We start from the raw sequence: 17,789 nt of genomic DNA, 5'->3' as shown, positions 1-17,789 counted from the left end.
CCTTTCATCCGTGCTGCGGCTCTCCGGGGACGGAGTACACGTGTCGTGAGCCGCGTGGCGGGATCGCGGCCCCGCTCGCCGACGAAGCGCGGCTCTTCGCGGGTGCGTGACGCGGGCTGGAGCCCGGGCGCCCGGGCCGGCGCGAGGGGCGAGGCCGTGCGGAGGTTCTTCAGGAAGCTGACGGGCCTGCGCTGTCGCGGGTCCGGGCGAGGGCGTTGCTCCATGACAGGAGCCGGTCGAGCATCGCTGTGAGAGCGGGGCCCTGGTGGTCCGCGGGGGTGAACGAGGCGCCGAAGTCGGCGAAGTCGGTGCGCAGGTTCAAGGTGACGGTCGCGGAGACGTCGGCGAGCCGCAGGGCGCCCAGGACCGGGCGCAGGGCTTCGACGGCGCGCACGCCGCCGTCGACGCCGTAGGAGACGAGGCCGACGGCCTTGTCGTTCCACTCGGCGTGGACGCGGTCGAGGGCGTTCTTCAGCACGCCGGGGAAGGAGTGGTTGTACTCGGGAGTGACGAGCACGTAGCCGTCGTAGGCGGCGACGGTCGCGGCCCACCGCCGGGTGTGGGGGTGGGCGTAGCGGCCCATGGCGGGCGGGAGGGGTTCGTCGATCTGCGGCAGGTCGACCTCGGCGAGGTCGATCAGGTCGTAGTCGGCGTTGCCGCGCTTCCGGGCCTGTTCCAGGACCCACTGTGCGACGCGTTCGCCGGCCCGTCCGGTGCGGGTGCTGCCGAGGATGACCGCGATCTTCGTCATCGTGCCTCCGGTGGGTGGAAGGAGTGGTCGGCTCCGCGCCCGGGGCGCGGTTCGGTCCTGCGGCCGTGCGTGATCGGCCGCTCGCCGAGGACAGGGCCGACGCCGTCCCGCGGACGGGGAACCGGATGGCAGGGGTTCACCGGCCGGTGGCCCGGGCTCGGGGGGTGAGGAAGGAGTCGAGACGGGTGAAGACCGCCTCGGGCTCCTCGCGGATGGGGAGGTGTCCTGCGCCGGGGATGAGTTCGAATCGCGCGTGGGGGAACGCCGCGGCGTAGGCGCGGCCGAAGTCGGGGGTGACGACCGCGTCGTCGGCGCCCCAGAGCACCAGTACCGGGCAGGTGACGGTGGAAAGGCGGGGCAGCATGCCGGGGTCTGCCATGGCCGGCCCGGCGTAGGCGCGCATGGCGGCCATCGCCGGTGCGGGCGGCCCGCCCTGCGGCACCGGAGCCGGTGGGCCGGCGGGCATGGTGATCTGCCGGCCGGGTATGACGGGGCCCACGGCGTCCATGAGGACGAGCCGGGAGATCCGGCCCTCACGGTCGTCCAGGACGGTCTGCGTGGCGACCCAGCCGCCGAAGGACGTGCCGATCACCGTCACGTCGTTCAGCCCGAGGTGGCCGAGCAGGTCCAGGTAGGCGGCGGCGAGTGCGGGCACGGAGTCCAGGTCGCCGGGCCGCGGGGTGGCGTCCCAGCCCGGGTGGGTGGGCGCCAGCACCGTGTGTTCCGGTGCGAGGTGGTCGATCAGGGGGGCGATGCCGGACGGGCCGGGGCCGCCGTGCAGGACGAGGACCGGGCTGCCGCCCGTGCCGGCTTCGCGCACTTCGAGGTCCAGGCCGGGCCGTAGCGGGATGGTGCGCCGATGGGACATCGTCATGGGTTCTCCCGGACGGGCTGAGCGGGTGGGTTCGGTGACTCGGGGGAGCGGCGGCCGTCGGGGCGGGCCTTACCGGGCTGCCGGGCCGGAGGCGAAGAACGCGACCATCCGCTCCAGGCCCCGCGCGTCGAACATCGAGTCCAGGTTGGCGGCCGACTCGGCGGCGGACGTCTCGCTGCGCGGGAAGAGGGCGTCCTCGTACGCGGCCAGGGCGGCTTCGGTGTCGCCTCGGTGTGCGGCGATGGCCAGGGCGAGTTCGGCGCCGTCGGCCATGGCGAGGTTGGCGCCCTCCCCGGCGAAGGGGGACATCACGTGAGCGGCGTCGCCGAGCAGCGTCACGCCCGGGACGCGGTCCCAGCGGTGCCCCACGGGCAGGGCGTGGATACGGCGCGGGACGATCGTCTCCGCGTCGGCGACCAGGCCGCGCAGGCCCTCGTCCCAGCCCTCGAAGTGGGCGAGGACCGCGGCCTTGGCGGCGGCGTGGTCGGTGAAGTCGACCGTGTCCAGCCAGCCCTCGTCGACCTTGAGCGCCGTGTAGACGTGGAGACTGCCATCGCTCTCCCGGTGCGCGAGGACACCGCGTTCGTCCCCCAGGGCGATGAAGAACCCACCGCCGACGACCGCGGCGCTGCGCGGGTGGCGGGCGTCGGCGTCGAACAGGTCGGTCTCGACGAAGGAGATGCCGGTGTAGGCGGGCCGGGCGTCCGAGACCAGCGGCCGGATCCGGGACCAGGCGCCGTCCGCGCCGATCAGGAGATCGGTGGTGATGGCCGAGCCGTCGGCGAACGTCACCTCGTGGCGCCCGTCGCCCAGCGCCCGGGCCCCGGTGACCTTCCGTCCCCAGTGGACCGTGCCGTCGGGCAGGGAGCCCAACAGCAGGTCCCGCAGGTCGCCACGGTCCACCTCCGGCCGGCCGCCGGTGCCGTCGTCCTCCTCGGCCAGGTGCAGGGTGCCGTCCGGGCCGAGCAGGCGCATGGCCTGGCCACCCTCATGGACGATCTTCAGGAAGTCGTCGTGGAGGCCGGCGGCGTGCAGGGCCTTCTGCCCGTCGTTCTCGTGGATGTCGAGCATCCCGCCCTGCGTACGGACCGCCGCCGACGCCTCCAGCTCGAAGACCGCCGACTCGATGCCGTTGACGTGCAGGACACGGGCGGCGGTCAGGCCGCCAAGACCCGCGCCGATGATCGCGATCGGCGAATGGCTGGTGCTCATGGGGTCTCCGAAAGCAGTAGGGGAACGCCTCTGTCCGCCGAGCCGGTCCCGCCGGTGCCGCCGAGCTCGTGAGGGAGGCCGGCGTCCGCGTGATCGGCAGGTTTCGGCGAGGTCACTCACACGACCGTACCGAACATGTTCGTCGCGAACAAGTTCGCTACGGGGCATGCGTCAGCGGTAGGCGTCGAGAGGACCGCGTTCAACCAAGCAGCAGCAGCCGCAGGCAGGCGGGCGAGACCGCCCGGAACTCAGCCTCCTGCGCCGGGAACGGGCGTGTGCGTGATGCCGTTGACGAGGACGTCGAAGCTCCAGCGCATCCTGTCCGGCACCGAGCCGCCGATCAGGGCGGGCATGTGCGCCGTGATCGCCGGATGCGTGGCGGCGTCCACGGTGCGCAGTGCGCGCACGGTGGCGTTCCAGTCGTCCTCGGAGGCGGGATCGCGCTCACGCGTCGAGTGCTCGGCGGCGGCGGCCGTCGCGTCCTGGAGCAGTTTGTCCACCCCCCAGGCGACCTGCTCGCGGCAAGCGCCGCTCTGTGACAGGAGTTCGAGGATGCGCTCCACCAGGCGCAGGTAGTTCTCGCCGCTCGGGCGGGCGACGAGGGCGGCCCGCGCCAGCTGCGGGTGCTCGAACAGCACCTGGGTGTACGAAGCCATGACGGCACGCAGCCGCTCGCGCCAGCCCTCACCTCCGTCCCGCCCGGTCAGGTCGACCTCGCCGAGCAGGGAATCCAGAACGGCCGCGTGCAGCTCGGCGGTGTTGGCGAGGTAGACGTACAGCGACGCCGGGCCGGTGTCCAGCTCCTGCGCCAGGCGGCGCATCGTGACCTTCCCCAGCCCCTCCGCCCGCATGATCCGCACGGCGGTGTCCACGATCCAGCGCCGGGACAGGGCGGGTTTCGCCGGACGCTCCCGGCGGCTGATCGGCTCTTTTCTCGCACTCATCACCCGATCGTAACGAACACGTTCGCACGGCGGGATCGCCCGGTTCGCTCTCGGCCCCCAAGGGCGGGCGCCGCACGCACCGGCCGCCCGGCGGGGGCGGCCGTCCACCAGCCGCGGCCGTTCACCGGCCGCGCGGCGCGTACATGATGACGGCCATGCCGACGAGGCACACCAGCGCGCCGACGACGTCGTAGCGGTCGGGCCGGTAGCCGTCCGCCACCGCGCCCCAGACGAGCGAACCGGCCACGAAGACCCCGCCGTACGCGGCGAGGATCCGGCCGAAGTGCGCGTCGGGCTGGAGGGTGGCGACGAAGCCGTAGACGCCCAGGGCGACGGCTCCGGCGCCCGCCCAGAGCCAGCCGCGGTGCTCGCGCACCCCCTGCCACACCAGCCAGGCACCCCCGATCTCGAACAGGGCGGCGACGACGAACAGGGCGGCGGAGCGGGCGACGAGCATGGGTGGGCTTTCCTCGGGCCGGACGGCGGGACGGGCGGGAGCGCGCGGACCCGCGCGCTTCCCACGACGACCGTAACCGCTCAGGCGTCCGCCCCTGGCCGCCGCCCGGCGGCGAGCGTCGCCGGCGCGTAGCCGAACTCGGCGGGGACGTCCACGCCCAGCGCCCGGGCCAGCGGCACCATCACCGCGAGGTGGTGGACGGCGTGATGGGCGACGAACACCAGCTCCCGGCCCACCGTGGACGGGGTCCGGGCCACCGAGCCGTCCGGCGCCACCACGCTCACCACCTCGACCGGACGCTTCAGATCACCCGGCGCGACGGTCCCGACCAGCCTCCGGACGTGCGCCAGCCGGGCCAGCGCCGCGTCCCGGTCCGTCTCGACCGGCCCGCCGCGCGTGCGCCGGTCGTAGTCGACGGTGCCGCTGCCGGCGCCCGCGAGGATGGCCGTGTAGTGGTCCACGCAGTGCCGGACATGCCCGGCGATGGGGCTCGCGCCGCGCGGGCGGTGCAGGTACTGGTCGGGGGTGAGTATGCTCACCAACTCGCCGACCTGGCCCAGTTGTTCGGCGGCGCACATCGTGACGGAGGTCGTGGGGCCGGCCACCCGGCCGGCGGTGCTGGGGTCGTCCAATGGTCGTCTTCGCCTTCCTCGCGGTGCCCTCGGCTCGCTCCCCCGTGCCGTCCACGGTAGCGTTCCGCGACCGGCGGAAGGGCGGGTTCCGGAGGGACGCCCGCCGGGTCAGCCGAACCGCACGCTGCCGGGCCGGAACACGCCCCAGCTCTTGCCCGTGCCCGCGGGCAGCGGCTCCGGGGTCCCGCCGCACGCCTGCCCCTCGTAGAGGTTGGCGTCGGTGTCCGTGTCGTTGCCGGCGCTGACCGCAGGCTTGGCGAGGGTGATGCACGGGCCGTCCGGCGGGTTGACGATGACGCTGTTCACCCCGTCCGTACCGGCGTACTCGAATCTGCCGGTCGCCGCACTCGCCTCCGTCGGCACCGCTCCCACCAGGGCGAGCGCGGCGCAGGCGGCCGCCGCCGCCCGGGCCGCGTTCCCCAGGGTCCCGATCGCGGTCATGAGGGGCCTCCCTCCCTCGCGGCCCCGCCGGGCGCGTCGGCGCTCGGCAGGTACCTCGCCGTCAGGGTCGCCGCTCGTCCGGGGGAGCGTAAGGGGTGTGACGTGCTGTCACTCGATCGGGGGATGCCCGTCCGGAAGAGCCGGGGTGCCGGATCCGAAGAGGGGCCGGTCCGCGCCGAACGCGGCGTCGGGGGCGAAGAACCGGGCCACGTCCTCCTCCGTCACGTCGGTGAGCCGCGCGGGGTTCCAGCGCGGCGTCCGGTCCTTGTCGACGACCTGGGCGCGGATGCCCTCGACGAGGTCGGGCGAGGACAGCGCCGCGTACGAGACCCGGAACTCCTGTTCCAGGACGTCCTCCAGCGAGCCGAGGCGGCGGGCCGAACGCAGGGCGGACAGGGTGACCTTGAGGGAGGTGGGGGAGCGGCCGAGGAGGAGGTCGGCGGCCTCCTTGGCGGCCGGGGCGCCGTGGCCCAGCAGCCGTTCGACGATCTCCTCGACGGTCGGCGCGGCGTAGCAGGCGTCGATCCACTCCCGGTCCGCGGCGAGCCGGCCGGGCGGCGCCGGGCGGACGTGGCGGGACAGCGCCTCGTCGACGGGACGCGTCGCGAGGTCCGCCACCAGGGCGGGCAGCGACTCCGCCGGGACGAAGTGGTCGGCGAGCCCGCACAGCAGGGCGTCGGAGGCGCCGATCGCGGTGCCGGTGAGTCCGAGGTGGGTGCCGAGCTCCCCGGGCGCGCGCGACAGCAGGAACGTGCCGCCGACGTCCGGGACGAAGCCGATGCCGGTCTCCGGCATGGCCACCCGGGAGCGCTCGGTGACGATCCGCACGCTCCCGTGCGCGGACACCCCGACGCCGCCGCCCATGACGATGCCGTCCATGAGGGCGACGTACGGCTTGGGGCAGCGGGCGATGCGGGCGTTGAGCCGGTACTCGTCCCGCCAGAACGCCGCCGACGCGGTGCCGCCGCCCGCGCGCACGTCGTCATGGATGGCGCGGATGTCGCCGCCGGCGCAGAGGCCGCGGTCGCCGGCGCCGTCGAGGACGACCGTCCGGACGGCCGGGTCACGCTCCCAGGCGGCCAGGGCGGCGTCGATCCGGCGGACCATCGGGTGGGTGAGGGCGTTGAGGGCTCGGGGCCGGTCGAGGGTGATGCGGCCGGCGTGGCCCTCGGTCCGCAGGAGGACGTGGTCGTCGGTGGTCATCGGGCGGCTCCGGGCAGCCCGTGGGCTCTCGTGCCGGGCGGGGTCGGGGTCGGGTGCATGTCTCGCTCGTTCCTTCCGGGCTCCGGAGTCCGGGCGGGACGGCGAACGGCGGCCCGGTGGCTCCGGTACCCCCCGTGCGCCCGCGCGGTCCCCCTTTGGCGCGTACCTTCCGGCACACTTCGGCGCGTACCTTCCGGCACATCCTGCCCCGCCGATCACCGAAGAACCATCCGTAACAGGGGAAAGCGCGAACGGGGCGCCGCCGCGTGGTGGCGGCCACGCGGCGGCGCCCCGCGATCAGGGAGCGGTGAGCGGACGGGACCGGACGGCCCCGGGGACCAGCAGCCGCTCGGCGAACCGCCCGAAGAGCAGCCCGAACCCGGCCCAGAGCGTGCCCTGGACGGCGAGGGCCGCCAGCCGGAACCGCCACAGCACATCGGCCGGGAAGTCGTCCGGCACCTCGTCGACCGCCGGCAAGAACGCGTACGCCAGCCCGACGGCGACGAGCAGCGCGGCACCCGCGGCCACCGCGGCGTTCCAGCCGCCCAGCCGCGGCAGCAGCGCCCGGCCGAGGACGACCGCGCCGACGCTCAGCAGCACACTGAGCACGATCATCAGGAAGTACAGCGCCGTCCGCCGGTCGATGGTGTCCGGATCGCCCACCGAGGGCGGATTGGCGGGGTACTTGAGGAACGGGACGACGTAGAGGGCCAGCAGGGCGCCGCCGGCGACCAGCGCGGCCGTGGCGCGCGGGCCGAACCGGCCGACACGGCCCAGGGCCACGCAGAACGCCAGCGCGGCGATGCCGCCCAGCGCCACGCCGTAGACCAGGACCGCGGTGGCCAGGCCGGCCGTCGACTGCAGGGTACGGCTGACGGGTTCGGCGCCGCCGTGCCCGTGCTCGTGGGCTTCCTCGAAGGCGATGGCCGCGTCCACGTGGGGCTCGCCCAGCAGGTAGGCCACGACCAGGGCGAGCAGCCCCGCGCCGAGCCCGGCGAGCAGCCCGCGGACGAGCAGCGCCCGGACGGGGACGTGCGTCACGGTGTGCGTCCTCCCGCCGGTCAGTGGCACGGGAAGCCGAGCAGGTGACGTCCGTCGTGGACCCACTCGTGCACGTTCTCGCCGGAGATCAGCGAGGTGGCGCCCTGTTCCGCGCCGACGAAGTAGAGGAGAGCCAGCAGGAGCAGGCCGACGAGGACCGCCCAAGGGGCGATCTCCTTCAGGGATATGGGGGTGATGGGGGACGTGGTGGGAGCGGACGACGGGGTGAGAGCGGACGATGCCATGGCAGAACCTCCTGGGGAGTTTCGCGTCCCGTTCCTCGGGTGCCGGACGACGAGGGGCGGGTCTGACTCCCCGGGCGCCGAGCGGAACGCCCCGGAACACAGTGGCGCGACCGTGCCGGATTCCCACCGGCTTCCGTCACCCCGTCGTCGTGTCGTCGTGACCGTACCGTTTGAGCCATCCCCGCGCCATGGACGAGGGGAGGCGCACCCGCGCGCCGCCGGGCGCGAAATGCCAGGCCGTGCCGGGTGCGTGGGGACGGAGGAACGGGAAGGGCGGATGGGGTGACGGTTCGGGTGACGCTGGTCGCGCCGGTGGGGACGGCGGCCCTGCGGGAGGCGCGATTCGACGATGACGCGCCGGAGGAGGCCGTGTTGCGGGAGGTTCGTACCCGGGCGGGCGATCTCACCGGTCTGTCCGGATCGAGCGGCTTCCGGCGGGTGTACACCGGCCCGGAGCGGCGCTGCCGGGCGACGGCCGACGCCCTTGGCGTGCACTCCGTGCCAGCAAGCGAGTTGGGTGATCCGGACCCGGGGGAGTGGCGGGGGCGGACGCTGGCGGAGGTCGCGGCCACGGACCCCGCCGGGCTCACCGCCTGGCTGACGGACCCGGACGCGGCCCCGCCCGGCGGAGAACCATTGCGCTCCCTGCTCAGCCGCACCGCCGGCTGGCTGGCGTCACAGGCGGGAGAGGGCGGCCGGGTGCTCGTCGTCGCAGGACCGGCCGTGGTCCGCGCCGCCGTGGTCGGCGCGCTGGAACTGCCGCCGGCCGCCTTCTGGCGGCTGGACGTACCGCCGCTGTCGCGCACGGACCTCACCGGGCGGGGCGGACGGTGGAACTGGCGCTGCGCCACGCCGTTTTGACGCCGGACGGGAGGCCGTTCCCGGGCCCGTCCCGTCGGCGGGGGGTTCCGAAGGGTTCATCGGAAATTGGCAGAAAGCCGTGGTTGATGGCACTCAGTGCCACTGCCACAGTCATGGTGCGGCCCGACGCTCCGGCGACCCGGCGAGCGCGCCCTTCCGGCGTGCCCTTCGGCATGCGGTGGAGCGGGACACGGGCCGCGCACGATCGCTCGGAAGCACGACGGCGGGTCAAGCGGGCCAATGCCCGTGATCCGCCGGTGGATCGGACGCACCTACGAGGCGACACCGGGAGACGGTCATGGTCGAGGCGGGTACGGCGGGGGTCGGAACGGCCGGGGAGCTGGCGCGGCGGTGGGCGGAGGAGCCGCGCTGGAAGGGGGTGGAGCGGACGTACTCGGCGGAGGACGTCGTGCGGCTGTCGGGCAGTGTCCGTGAGGAGCACACCCTGGCCCGGCGCGGAGCGGAGCGGTTGTGGCGGGAGCTGCACGAGCGGGATTACGTGCATGCGCTGGGTGCGTTGACCGGTGGTCAGGCGGTGCAGCAGGTGCGGGCGGGGCTGCGGGCGATCTACCTGTCGGGCTGGCAGGTGGCGGCGGACGCCAACCTGGCGGGGCAGACGTACCCGGACCAGAGTCTGTACCCGGCGAACTCGGTGCCGCAGGTGGTGCGGCGGATCAACAACGCGCTGCTGCGCGCCGATCAGATCGCCACGGCCGAGGGGGATTCCTCGGTGGACTGGCTGGCGCCGATCGTGGCGGACGCGGAGGCCGGGTTCGGCGGGCCGCTGAACGCGTTCGAGCTGACCAAGGCGATGATCGCGGCCGGCGCGGCGGGCATCCACTACGAGGACCAGCTGGCGTCGGAGAAGAAGTGCGGGCACCTGGGCGGCAAGGTCCTCGTGCCCACCGCCCAGCACATCCGCACCCTCAACGCCGCCCGCCTGGCCGCCGACATCGCCGATGTGCCCACCCTGATCGTCGCGCGCACCGACGCCCTCGCCGCCAACCTCCTCACCAGCGACGTCGACGAGCGCGACGCCCGCTTCTGCACCGGCGAACGCACCGCCGAGGGCTTCTACCGCGTCGAGGCGGGCATGGCCCCCGTCATCGCCCGCGGCCTCGCCTACGCCCCCTACGCCGACCTGCTCTGGGTCGAGACCGGCACCCCGGACCTGGCGCAGGCCAAGGAGTTCGCGGAGGCGATCCACGCCGAGTACCCGGACAAGATGCTGGCCTACAACTGCTCGCCGTCCTTCAACTGGAAGGCCGCGCTCAACGACGAGGAGATAGCCGAGTTCCAGCGTGAACTGGGGGCGATGGGCTACCGGTTCCAGTTCATCACCCTGGCGGGGTTCCACTCCCTCAACCACGCGATGTTCGACCTGGCCCGCGGCTACGCGGAGCACGGCATGACGGCGTACGTGGAGTTGCAGGAGCGGGAGTTCGCCGCGCAGGCCGACGGCTTCACCGCCGTCCGCCACCAGCGCGAGGTCGGCACCGGCTACTTCGACCTGGTCTCCACGGCCGTCAACCCCGCCTCCTCCACCACCGCCCTGACCGGCTCCACCGAAGAGGAGCAGTTCCACTAGCCGGCGGCCGGACAGCCGCTCCGGCGGGACCCGTTCCGAACGGAACGGCTCCCGCCGGAGCGGTTTCCCCGTAGCGCCTCCAGGGCAGTTCCTCCAGAACCCCCAGCCTCCTCCCTCCGCCCGACCCGGCCGGACGATCCCGGCGGCACGCGCGGCGGACGGGACCGGACGCGGCCCGCCCCCTGCCCGTCCCGCCCCCCTGTCCGACCCGCGCCACCCCGGCAGCCCCGGGCCGCTCACATCACCCCCAGGAGACCGCCATGGCAACTCCCGCCCTCTCCGGCCGTGTTGACGCCCCCCGCACCCCGAGCGTCCTCGGCGGCCGGACCACCCCGTACGACGACGTCCTGACCCCCGCCGCCCTCGCCTTCGTCGCCCGCCTCGACGCGGCCTTCGCCGACCGCCGCTCCGCGCTCCTCGCTGAACGCCGCCATAGGGCGGCGCTCCTGGCCCGCGGCGGTGCCCTCGACTTCGTCCCGGCCACCTCGGCCGTCCGCGCCGACCGCTCCTGGCGCGTCGCCCCGCCCGCCCCCGGGCTCACCGACCGCCGCACCGAGCTCACCGGCCCGCCGGACCGCGCCACCGCGGCCGAGGCCGCCGCCTCCGGCACCCGGGTGTGGACCGCGGACTTCACCGACGCCACCGCGCCCACCTGGCACAACGTCATGGAGGGCCACCGGACGCTGCGCGCGGTGAGCGAGGGCCGGGTCGGGCCGGGACCGGCCGCCGGGCCCACCCTCGTCGTCCGCCCCCGGGGCTGGCACCTCACCGAGCGGCACCTGGTCGTCGACGGCCGCCCGGTCCCCGCCTCCCTCGTCGACCTCGGCCTCCACCTCTTCCACTGCGCCCGGCTCCAGACGGCCGCGGGCCGCGGCCCGTACTTCTCGCTGCCGCAGGTGGAGAACCACCTGGAGGCGCGGCTCTGGAACGACGTCTTCGTCCTCGCCCAGGACCTGCTCGGCCTGGAGCGCGGCACGATCCGCGCCACCGTCACCGTCGAAACGGTCACCGCCGCCTTCGAGATGGAGGAGATCCTCTACGAACTCCGCGAGCACGCGGCCGGGCTGGCCGTCGACCACGCCGGTTATCTGAGCAGCGTCGTCCGGACCTTCCCGCACCGGCGCGACCTCCTCCTCCCCGACCGCGCCAAGATCACCGCGACGGCGCCCTTCCTCCGCGCCCGCGCCGAACTCCTCGTCCGCACCTGCCACCGCAGGGGTGCCCACGCCATCGGCGGCGCGGCCGTCCGCGCCGTCCCCGTGCTCGGACACGACCGGCAGGCCGACGAGGCGGCCCTGGCCCGGATCCGGCTCGACGCGGAACGGGAGGCCGAGGCCGGCTTCGACGGCACCCGGGTCGCCTGCCCCGGACTGGTCCCCGTCTGCCGCACGGCCTTCGACGCGGTCCTCGGCGACCGCCCCCACCAGCTCGAACGCACCCGCGAGGACGTCCACGTCACCGCCGCCGACCTGCTCGCCGTCCACCGCACCAGCGGCCGTCCCACCGAACAGGGCGTCCGCGCCGCCCTCGGCACCGCCCTCCGCTGCCTGGACGGCTGGCTGCGCGGCGACGGCCGCGTCGTCCACCAGGGCCGGCTGGAGGACGCGGGCTCCGCCGAACTCGCCCGCTGCCAGCTCTGGCAGTGGCTCCACCACGGAACGGTCCCGCGCGCCCGCGTGCTCCGGCTGCTCGACGAGGAGAGCTCCGCCCTAGCCGCCGGCGACCCCGGCTCCCGCTGGGCCGACGCCCGCGACGTCCTCGTCCGCGCGGCCCTCCAGGACGAACTGCCCGCCTCCTTCACGACGGACGCGTACACGCGGTACCTGCTGGGACGGGAGTGACGCGCGGCCCCTCAGCACTCCCGCCGGCTCAGCCGGGGGCACACGCAGGCCACCTCGCCGCACACGTGGTGCCGCAGCGGGTCGCGGCGCGGGGCCACGCCGTTGCGCAGCTCGGCCGCGTACGCACCGGGCGGCTCCCGGTACGGGGAGCTGGTCTTGCAGTCGGGGCACGCCCACCGGCCGAAGATGCCTTTCACGGCTTTGCCGCAGCCGGTGCACTCGTGCTCGGTGATCTCGGGCAGCATCTGCTTTCGCCTCTGTTCGGGAGGGGCGCCTCTGTTCGGTTGGGGGCGGCGGCAAGGGTACCGCCTGCCGCGGGCTGGTACCCCGGCCCCGCCCCTTCACCGTTTCTTGCGGGGGCCGGCCCCCGCCCCCCCCGAAACCGCGCTCCGCGCGGTTGTCCTCAAGCGCCGGACGGGCTGAATTCAACCCGTCCGGCGCTTGAGGACAAGGGGGTCTGGGGGCTTGCCCCCAGGAATCGGCGAAGGGGCGGGGCCGGGGGGCACCAGCCCGCCGCAGGCGCCCCCCGGCTCACCCCTCCTCCGGCAGCCGCACCGCGATCAGGCAGATGTCGTCCTGCCCCGTCACCGAAGGCTCCGCCAGCAACGTGTCGCAGAACGCGTTCAGATCAGCCCCCGCCAGCCCCGACGCCGTCCGGGCCAGCCGCGCCAGCCCCTCGTCGATGTCCTCGTCCGGCCGTTCCACCAGCCCGTCCGTGTAGAGCAGCAGCGTGCCGCCGGGCGGCAGCGGTGCGAAGCCGCTGATCCGCCACTCGTCGGGGACGGGCATCCCCAGCAGGGGCGAGGTGGCGCCGTCCAGGAAGCGGGTGCCGCCGTCGCGGTCCACGACCAGGGGCGGCGGGTGCCCCGCCACGCAGTAGTGCGCCTGCCGGCCGCCGCCCGGCGCGTGCTCGATGCGGACGAGGGCGCAGGTGGCCGTGCCCTCCTCCGGGTCGAGGACCTGGGTGGCGCGGTCCAGCCGCCGGATGATGTCACCCGGCGGCTCCTCCCGGTCGGCGGCGAGGCTGCGCAGCATGTTCCGCATCCGGCTCATCGTCACGGCGGCCTCGATGTCGTGCCCCGCCACGTCCCCGATGACGAGCACCGGCGCGCCGTCCCCGAGCACGAACGAGTCGTACCAGTCGCCGCCGACGTCCGCCGCCGCCGGGCTCGGCAGATACCGGGCCGTGATCACCAGGTCGTCGTAGCGCGGCGGCTCGGTCAGCAGGCTGTGCTGGAGGGCCAGGGCCACCCGCTGGGTGCGCTGGAACTCGATGACGTTGCGCAGCGGATCGTGGGCCTGCTCCAGGAGTTCGCGGAGCAGCGCCTCGTCGGTCGCGTCGATGGGCTCGCGGCCGCCGCAGGCGAAGGCGTCGACGATCGCGGCGAGCGTGCCGTCGATGACGACGGGCACGACCACCATGCTGTGCGCGCGCACCTCCCGCAGCCACGCCATGCTGTCCGGCGGGGCGGTGCCGGGCGGGATGCGGTCGGGGTCGAACGACTCGCGCACCACCCGCCGTTCGCGGACCGCGCGGGCGAACGCGCTGTCCGGCGCGATGTGTTCCTCGCCGAGCCGGGCCGGGTGCGGGGGGAGGGCTTCCCGCGAGCGGGCCGCGATCCGCTCCACGACCAGCGGGGTGTCGCCCGTCAACTGGTAGGTGGGCTCCCGCATGAGGTAGATGCCGCACTTGTCGGCGAGGGACGGGACGATGACGTCGCCGAGCGCGGCGAAGGCCGACCGCGGCTTGGTGGACTCGGCCAGCACGGCGGCGCCGCGCGCCAGCACGTCCTTGCGGCGCTCCTCCCGCCACCGGTCCTCGATGTCCGTACAGGTGCCCACCCACTCCACGACCCGGCCGTCCTCCCGGACCGGCACCGCCCGCACGTCGAAGTGGCGGTATGTGCCGTCGACCGTCCGCAGCCGGTACACGTACCGGAACTCGTCCGGCACCTCCTCCAGCACCCGCTGCCAGGCCGCCTCCATCGGCTCCCGGTCCTCCGGGTGCAGCGCGTCGAGCCAGCCGTCCCCGCGGAACTGCTCCCAGGTCTGGCCGGTCACCCGCTCCCAGCCCGGGCTGGGCTCGATCGTGCCGCCCTTGGCCGCGGTCACCCACATCATCTGCGTGTTGGCGGTCACCAGGTTCTCGAACCGGCGCAGGGCACGCAGCCGTTCCTCCGACACCCGGCGGATCCGCTCGGTCGCCCGGATCTGCTCGGTGACGTCCATCGCCACGACCAGCACACCGCGCTCCTCCTCCGACGAGCCGACGGCCGACAGGCTGAAGGTGTAGTACCGCGTCCCGCCGTCCTCCCGCGAGGCGCCCTCGGTCGGCGCGGCGGCCAGCGACACCGGCGCCCCGGTGTTCCGCACGTCGTCGAAGAGGGCGAGGTAGCCGCGCTGCCGCAGGTCGGCGAAGGCCTCGGTGACGGGGACGCCGAGCGGCCGGTCGCCGAACAGTTCGCGGTAGACGGCGTTCATGTACACCAGGCGGTGCCGCGGCCCCCGGGTGACGGCCATGGCGACCGGTGCGGGGTCGAACATCCGCCAGTCCGGGGCCGGGGGCGGCGGCGCTGTGCTCTCCGGGCTCTCCGGCATGGTCCTCGGTCCTTCCGTCGTCCGGTGGGCCGCCTCCCGGCGGGCCGGTACGGGCCCCGGCACACCGGCCCCCACCGGCCCCGGCACCCCTCACCCGAGCGGCTGCTCCGCCCAGATGACCTTGCCGTCCGGCGTGTACCGGGTGCCCCAGCGGTCGGCGAGCTGGGCGACCAGGAACAGGCCCCGGCCGCCCTCGTCCTCGGCCGCCGCGTACCGCAGGTGCGGCGAGGTGCTGCTGGTGTCGGAGACCTCGCAGATCAGCGTGCGGTCGCGGAGCAGCCGCACCCGGATCGGCCCGGAGGCGTGCCGGATCGCGTTGGTGATCAGCTCGCTGAGGATCAGCTCGGTGGTGAACACCGCCTCCTCCAGGCCCCACAGGGTCAGCTGCCGGGTCACGTCGGCGCGGGCGCGGCCCACCACCGCCGGGTCGGAGGGCAGCTCCCACTCGGCGATCCGCTCCCGTTCCAGGATCCGGGTGCGGGCCACCAGCAGGGCGATGTCGTCGCTCTGCCGGGCCGGCAGCAGCGCGTCCAGCAGCGCCTCGCAGGTCTCCTGCGGGGTCCTGCCGGGCTGCTCGGCCAGGGTGTCGCGGAGGACGGCGAGGCCGGCGTCGATGTCCCGCTTGCGGTCCTCGACCAGGCCGTCCGTGTACAGCACCAGGCTGCTGCCCTCCGGCAGCCGCAGTTCCACCGCCTCGAACGGCAGCCCGCCCAGCCCCAGCGGCGGACCGGCCGGCAGCTCCGGGAACTCCACCGTGCCGTCCGGGGCGACCAGGGCGGGCAGCGGGTGCCCGGCGCGGGCCAGCGAGCAGACGCCCGTCACCGGGTCGTAGACCGCGTACAGGCAGGTGGCGCCCGCGATGGCCGGTTCGTCGGCGTCGCCGGCCGCCTCCTGGTCGATCCGGGCGACGAGTTCGTCGAGGTGGCCGAGCAGTTCGTCCGGGGGCGGGTCGAGGGCGGAGAAGTTGAGGACGGCCGTACGCAGCCGGCCCATGGTGGCGGCCGCGTGCAGCCCGTGCCCGACCACGTCCCCGACGACCAGCGCCACCCGGGCGCCGGGCAGCGGGATGACGTCGAACCAGTCGCCGCCCACCCCGGCCTGCGCCGGCAGGTAGCGGAAGGAGACGTCCAGCGCCGTCTGCTCGGGCAGCCCGCGCGGCAGCAGGCTGTGCTGGAGGGCGACGGCCATGTCGTGCTCACGCGTGTAGCGGCGGGCGTTGTCGATGCAGACGGCCGCGCGCGCCGCCAGTTCCTCGGCCAGCGACAGATCGTCCTCCTCGAAGGGCCCGCTGTCGCTCGTCCGCCAGAAGTTGGCGATGCCGAGCAGCACACCGCGCGCCTTCAACGGCACGGTGATCATGGACCGGAAGCCGTACTCCAGGACCGCCTGGGTGCGCTCGTAGTCCTGCGTCCGCCAGCCGTCGGAGGCCGCCAGGTCCGATACGAGCACGGGACGCCCGCTGACGAAGCCGGTGGCCTGCGGGGTGGGCCCGGCGAAGGTGACCAGGTCGCCCGCCGGGTACAGCGGATGGTCGTCCCGGGGCCCGGTGAGCGCCACCCGGCGCAGCTCGGCGGCGTCGCCGCCCATCGCCATCCGGGGCTCCTCGCCGTGCAGCACGGCCTCGGCGAGGTCGACGGTCGCGTAGTCGGAGAACCGGGGCGACGCCACCTGGGTCAGCTCCTCGGCCGTCCGCCGGACGTCCAGGGTGGTGCCGATGGCCACGCTCGCGTCGTACAGCAGCCGCAGCCGGCCGCGGGCCGTCTCGGCGCGGCCGGCCAGCGCCCGCAGCTCGGTGGAGTCCCGGAGCGTGGCGACGCTGCCGGGCGGTCCGCCGCCGCGGTCCGTCGGCCGGTTGTTGACCGCCAGCAGCCGTTCCCCGACGGGCAGCACCTCGTCCGAGACGACCTTGCGCGAGGCCAGCAGCTCGGCCGTCCGGTCGTCCAGGCCCAAGTCGTGGACATGCCGCCCTTCGACGTCCGGGGGCAGCCCGAGCAGCCGCCGCGCCTCGTCGTTGACCAGCAGCAGCCGGCCGTCCCCGCCGACGATGACCACACCCTCGCGGACCGCGTGCAGCACCGCGTCGTGGTGCTCGTACATCCGGGCCATCTCGGCCGGGCCCAGGCCGTGCGTCTGGCGCCGCAGCCGGCGGCTCACCAGGGCCGTCCCGGCGGTCGCCAGGGCCAGCGCCACCGCGCCCGCGCCGAGGACGAACGGGAGCTGCCGGTCGAAGGCGCTGCTCACCGCGGCGACCTTGATGCCCGAGGACACCGCGCCGACGATCCGGCCCCGGTCGTCGCGGACCGGCACCACCGCCTGCACCTCCTCGCCGAGCGGGCCGTGCACGCTCTCGATGGTGACCTTGCCGTCCTTCAGCGACGGGTCGACGGTGCCGACGAAGTGCTTGCCGATGCGGGAGGGGTCCGGGTGGGTGTAGCGGATGCCGTTGCGGTCGGTGACCACGACGAAGTCGACGCCGCCGCGGTGCCGGGCGTCCTCGGTCAGCGGCTGGAGGACGGACGACGGGTCGGGGCCCGCCATGACGGCCGGCAGCCCGGGGGCGTGCGCGAACGCCTCGGCGGCGGCCAGCGAACGGTCGCGGGCCGCCTGGAACCTGTCGGTCCGCGCCTGGAAGAGCAGGGTGCCGACCGCGGCCACGACGAGCAGCAGCACGATGAGCACCTGCAGCACGAACATCTGGCCGGCGACGCTACGGGTGCTCGCCACCCGCCAGCGCCCCGCCGACGCCCCGCGCGGCCGCTGGCGCCACTGCCGCCGCTCTCGCCGTTCACCCACGGGCGATCGTCGTTCACCCACGGGCGAGCCGGCGGGCCGGCGGCCCGACGGCCTCCAGGAGCGGCCCCGGATTCGGGCCATGTTCCATGTCTACCCCGCCGCCTCGCGCGGCGCGAATGATGGCCGCCGCGCGAGGGGCGTCCGGGGCCGGGGGCCGAGCCGGGGCCGGGGCCGGGGTCACCACTCCTCGTCCGCCAGACCGGCGTCCCGGTCCTCGTCGCTGACCACCTGCTGCAGGGCGTCCTCCTTCATCTGCTCGATCTCGTCCGCCACGTCGCGTTCGGAGAGGGTCATCGGCCGGCTCCTCT

At 74.7% G+C, this 17,789-nt stretch carries 16 protein-coding genes and 1 riboswitch; of the genes, 3 read left to right on the top strand and 13 right to left on the bottom strand.

Features of this window, described 5'->3' with window-relative positions; genetic code table 11:
* Window positions 1-169 precede the first annotated feature (169 nt).
* The 10 genes from ACH4PU_RS14585 to ACH4PU_RS14540 all read right to left on the bottom strand — a co-directional run bounded on the left by ACH4PU_RS14585 (window position 170) and on the right by ACH4PU_RS14540 (window position 7,800).
* Window positions 170-751 carry an NADPH-dependent FMN reductase gene (locus ACH4PU_RS14585; protein ID WP_398271273.1) on the bottom strand — a complete coding sequence of 194 codons (582 nt, stop codon included), beginning with the start codon at window positions 749-751 and terminating at the stop codon, window positions 170-172.
* Window positions 752-887: 136 nt separating this feature from the next.
* Window positions 888-1,625, bottom strand: a complete 738-nt coding sequence (locus tag ACH4PU_RS14580) for an alpha/beta fold hydrolase (RefSeq protein ID WP_398271271.1) — start codon at window positions 1,623-1,625, stop codon at window positions 888-890.
* A gap of 69 nt (window positions 1,626-1,694) precedes the next feature.
* On the bottom strand, window positions 1,695-2,837 hold the full coding sequence (locus tag ACH4PU_RS14575) for an FAD-dependent oxidoreductase (protein WP_398271269.1): 1,143 nt from the start codon (window positions 2,835-2,837) through the stop codon (window positions 1,695-1,697).
* A gap of 248 nt (window positions 2,838-3,085) precedes the next feature.
* Window positions 3,086-3,781 carry a TetR/AcrR family transcriptional regulator gene (locus ACH4PU_RS14570; RefSeq protein ID WP_398271267.1) on the bottom strand — a complete coding sequence of 232 codons (696 nt, stop codon included), beginning with the start codon at window positions 3,779-3,781 and terminating at the stop codon, window positions 3,086-3,088.
* 121 nt (window positions 3,782-3,902) lie between these two features.
* The gene (locus ACH4PU_RS14565) at window positions 3,903-4,238 is read right to left on the bottom strand and encodes a YnfA family protein (RefSeq protein WP_185942101.1); all 336 of its coding nucleotides are present in this window, start codon (window positions 4,236-4,238) and stop codon (window positions 3,903-3,905) included.
* Window positions 4,239-4,318: 80 nt separating this feature from the next.
* Window positions 4,319-4,870: a DinB family protein gene (locus tag ACH4PU_RS14560; protein WP_398271264.1), complete on the bottom strand. Its 552-nt coding sequence runs from the start codon at window positions 4,868-4,870 to the stop codon at window positions 4,319-4,321.
* A 108-nt stretch (window positions 4,871-4,978) separates the two neighbouring features.
* Window positions 4,979-5,311 (bottom strand): hypothetical protein, encoded by a 333-nt coding sequence (locus ACH4PU_RS14555; protein ID WP_398271262.1) that lies wholly within the window; start codon window positions 5,309-5,311, stop codon window positions 4,979-4,981.
* Window positions 5,312-5,419: 108 nt separating this feature from the next.
* On the bottom strand, window positions 5,420-6,514 hold the full coding sequence (locus tag ACH4PU_RS14550) for an enoyl-CoA hydratase/isomerase family protein (RefSeq protein ID WP_398271260.1): 1,095 nt from the start codon (window positions 6,512-6,514) through the stop codon (window positions 5,420-5,422).
* A 297-nt stretch (window positions 6,515-6,811) separates the two neighbouring features.
* Window positions 6,812-7,555 carry a CbtA family protein gene (locus ACH4PU_RS14545; protein ID WP_398271258.1) on the bottom strand — a complete coding sequence of 248 codons (744 nt, stop codon included), beginning with the start codon at window positions 7,553-7,555 and terminating at the stop codon, window positions 6,812-6,814.
* A gap of 20 nt (window positions 7,556-7,575) precedes the next feature.
* The gene (locus tag ACH4PU_RS14540; protein ID WP_398271256.1) at window positions 7,576-7,800 is read right to left on the bottom strand and encodes a CbtB-domain containing protein; all 225 of its coding nucleotides are present in this window, start codon (window positions 7,798-7,800) and stop codon (window positions 7,576-7,578) included.
* 60 nt (window positions 7,801-7,860) lie between these two features.
* A riboswitch (cobalamin riboswitch) is annotated at window positions 7,861-7,935 on the bottom strand.
* A 147-nt stretch (window positions 7,936-8,082) separates the two neighbouring features.
* Here ACH4PU_RS14540 and ACH4PU_RS14535 point away from each other — a divergent pair.
* From ACH4PU_RS14535 to ACH4PU_RS14525, 3 genes are all read left to right on the top strand, one after another.
* Window positions 8,083-8,661 carry a histidine phosphatase family protein gene (locus ACH4PU_RS14535; RefSeq protein ID WP_398271254.1) on the top strand — a complete coding sequence of 193 codons (579 nt, stop codon included), beginning with the start codon at window positions 8,083-8,085 and terminating at the stop codon, window positions 8,659-8,661.
* A 298-nt stretch (window positions 8,662-8,959) separates the two neighbouring features.
* Window positions 8,960-10,249 (top strand): isocitrate lyase, encoded by a 1,290-nt coding sequence (gene aceA, locus ACH4PU_RS14530; protein ID WP_398271252.1) that lies wholly within the window; start codon window positions 8,960-8,962, stop codon window positions 10,247-10,249.
* Window positions 10,250-10,509: 260 nt separating this feature from the next.
* Window positions 10,510-12,090: a malate synthase gene (locus ACH4PU_RS14525; protein ID WP_398271250.1), complete on the top strand. Its 1,581-nt coding sequence runs from the start codon at window positions 10,510-10,512 to the stop codon at window positions 12,088-12,090.
* Between the two features lie 11 nt (window positions 12,091-12,101).
* Here ACH4PU_RS14525 and ACH4PU_RS14520 read toward each other — a convergent pair whose 3' ends face one another.
* The 3 genes from ACH4PU_RS14520 to ACH4PU_RS14510 all read right to left on the bottom strand — a co-directional run bounded on the left by ACH4PU_RS14520 (window position 12,102) and on the right by ACH4PU_RS14510 (window position 17,562).
* On the bottom strand, window positions 12,102-12,335 hold the full coding sequence (locus ACH4PU_RS14520; RefSeq protein WP_398271248.1) for a hypothetical protein: 234 nt from the start codon (window positions 12,333-12,335) through the stop codon (window positions 12,102-12,104).
* Window positions 12,336-12,621: 286 nt separating this feature from the next.
* The gene (locus tag ACH4PU_RS14515) at window positions 12,622-14,688 is read right to left on the bottom strand and encodes a SpoIIE family protein phosphatase (protein ID WP_398271246.1); all 2,067 of its coding nucleotides are present in this window, start codon (window positions 14,686-14,688) and stop codon (window positions 12,622-12,624) included.
* A gap of 90 nt (window positions 14,689-14,778) precedes the next feature.
* Window positions 14,779-17,562 carry a SpoIIE family protein phosphatase gene (locus ACH4PU_RS14510; protein ID WP_398271244.1) on the bottom strand — a complete coding sequence of 928 codons (2,784 nt, stop codon included), beginning with the start codon at window positions 17,560-17,562 and terminating at the stop codon, window positions 14,779-14,781.
* Between the last annotated feature and the right edge of the window lie 227 nt (window positions 17,563-17,789).

This window comes from Streptomyces sp. NPDC021100 (genome assembly GCF_044333095.1).
In the GTDB taxonomy this organism is placed as follows: Bacteria; Actinomycetota; Actinomycetes; order Streptomycetales; family Streptomycetaceae; genus Streptomyces.
This window is presented reverse-complemented; position numbering and strand designations above follow the sequence as displayed.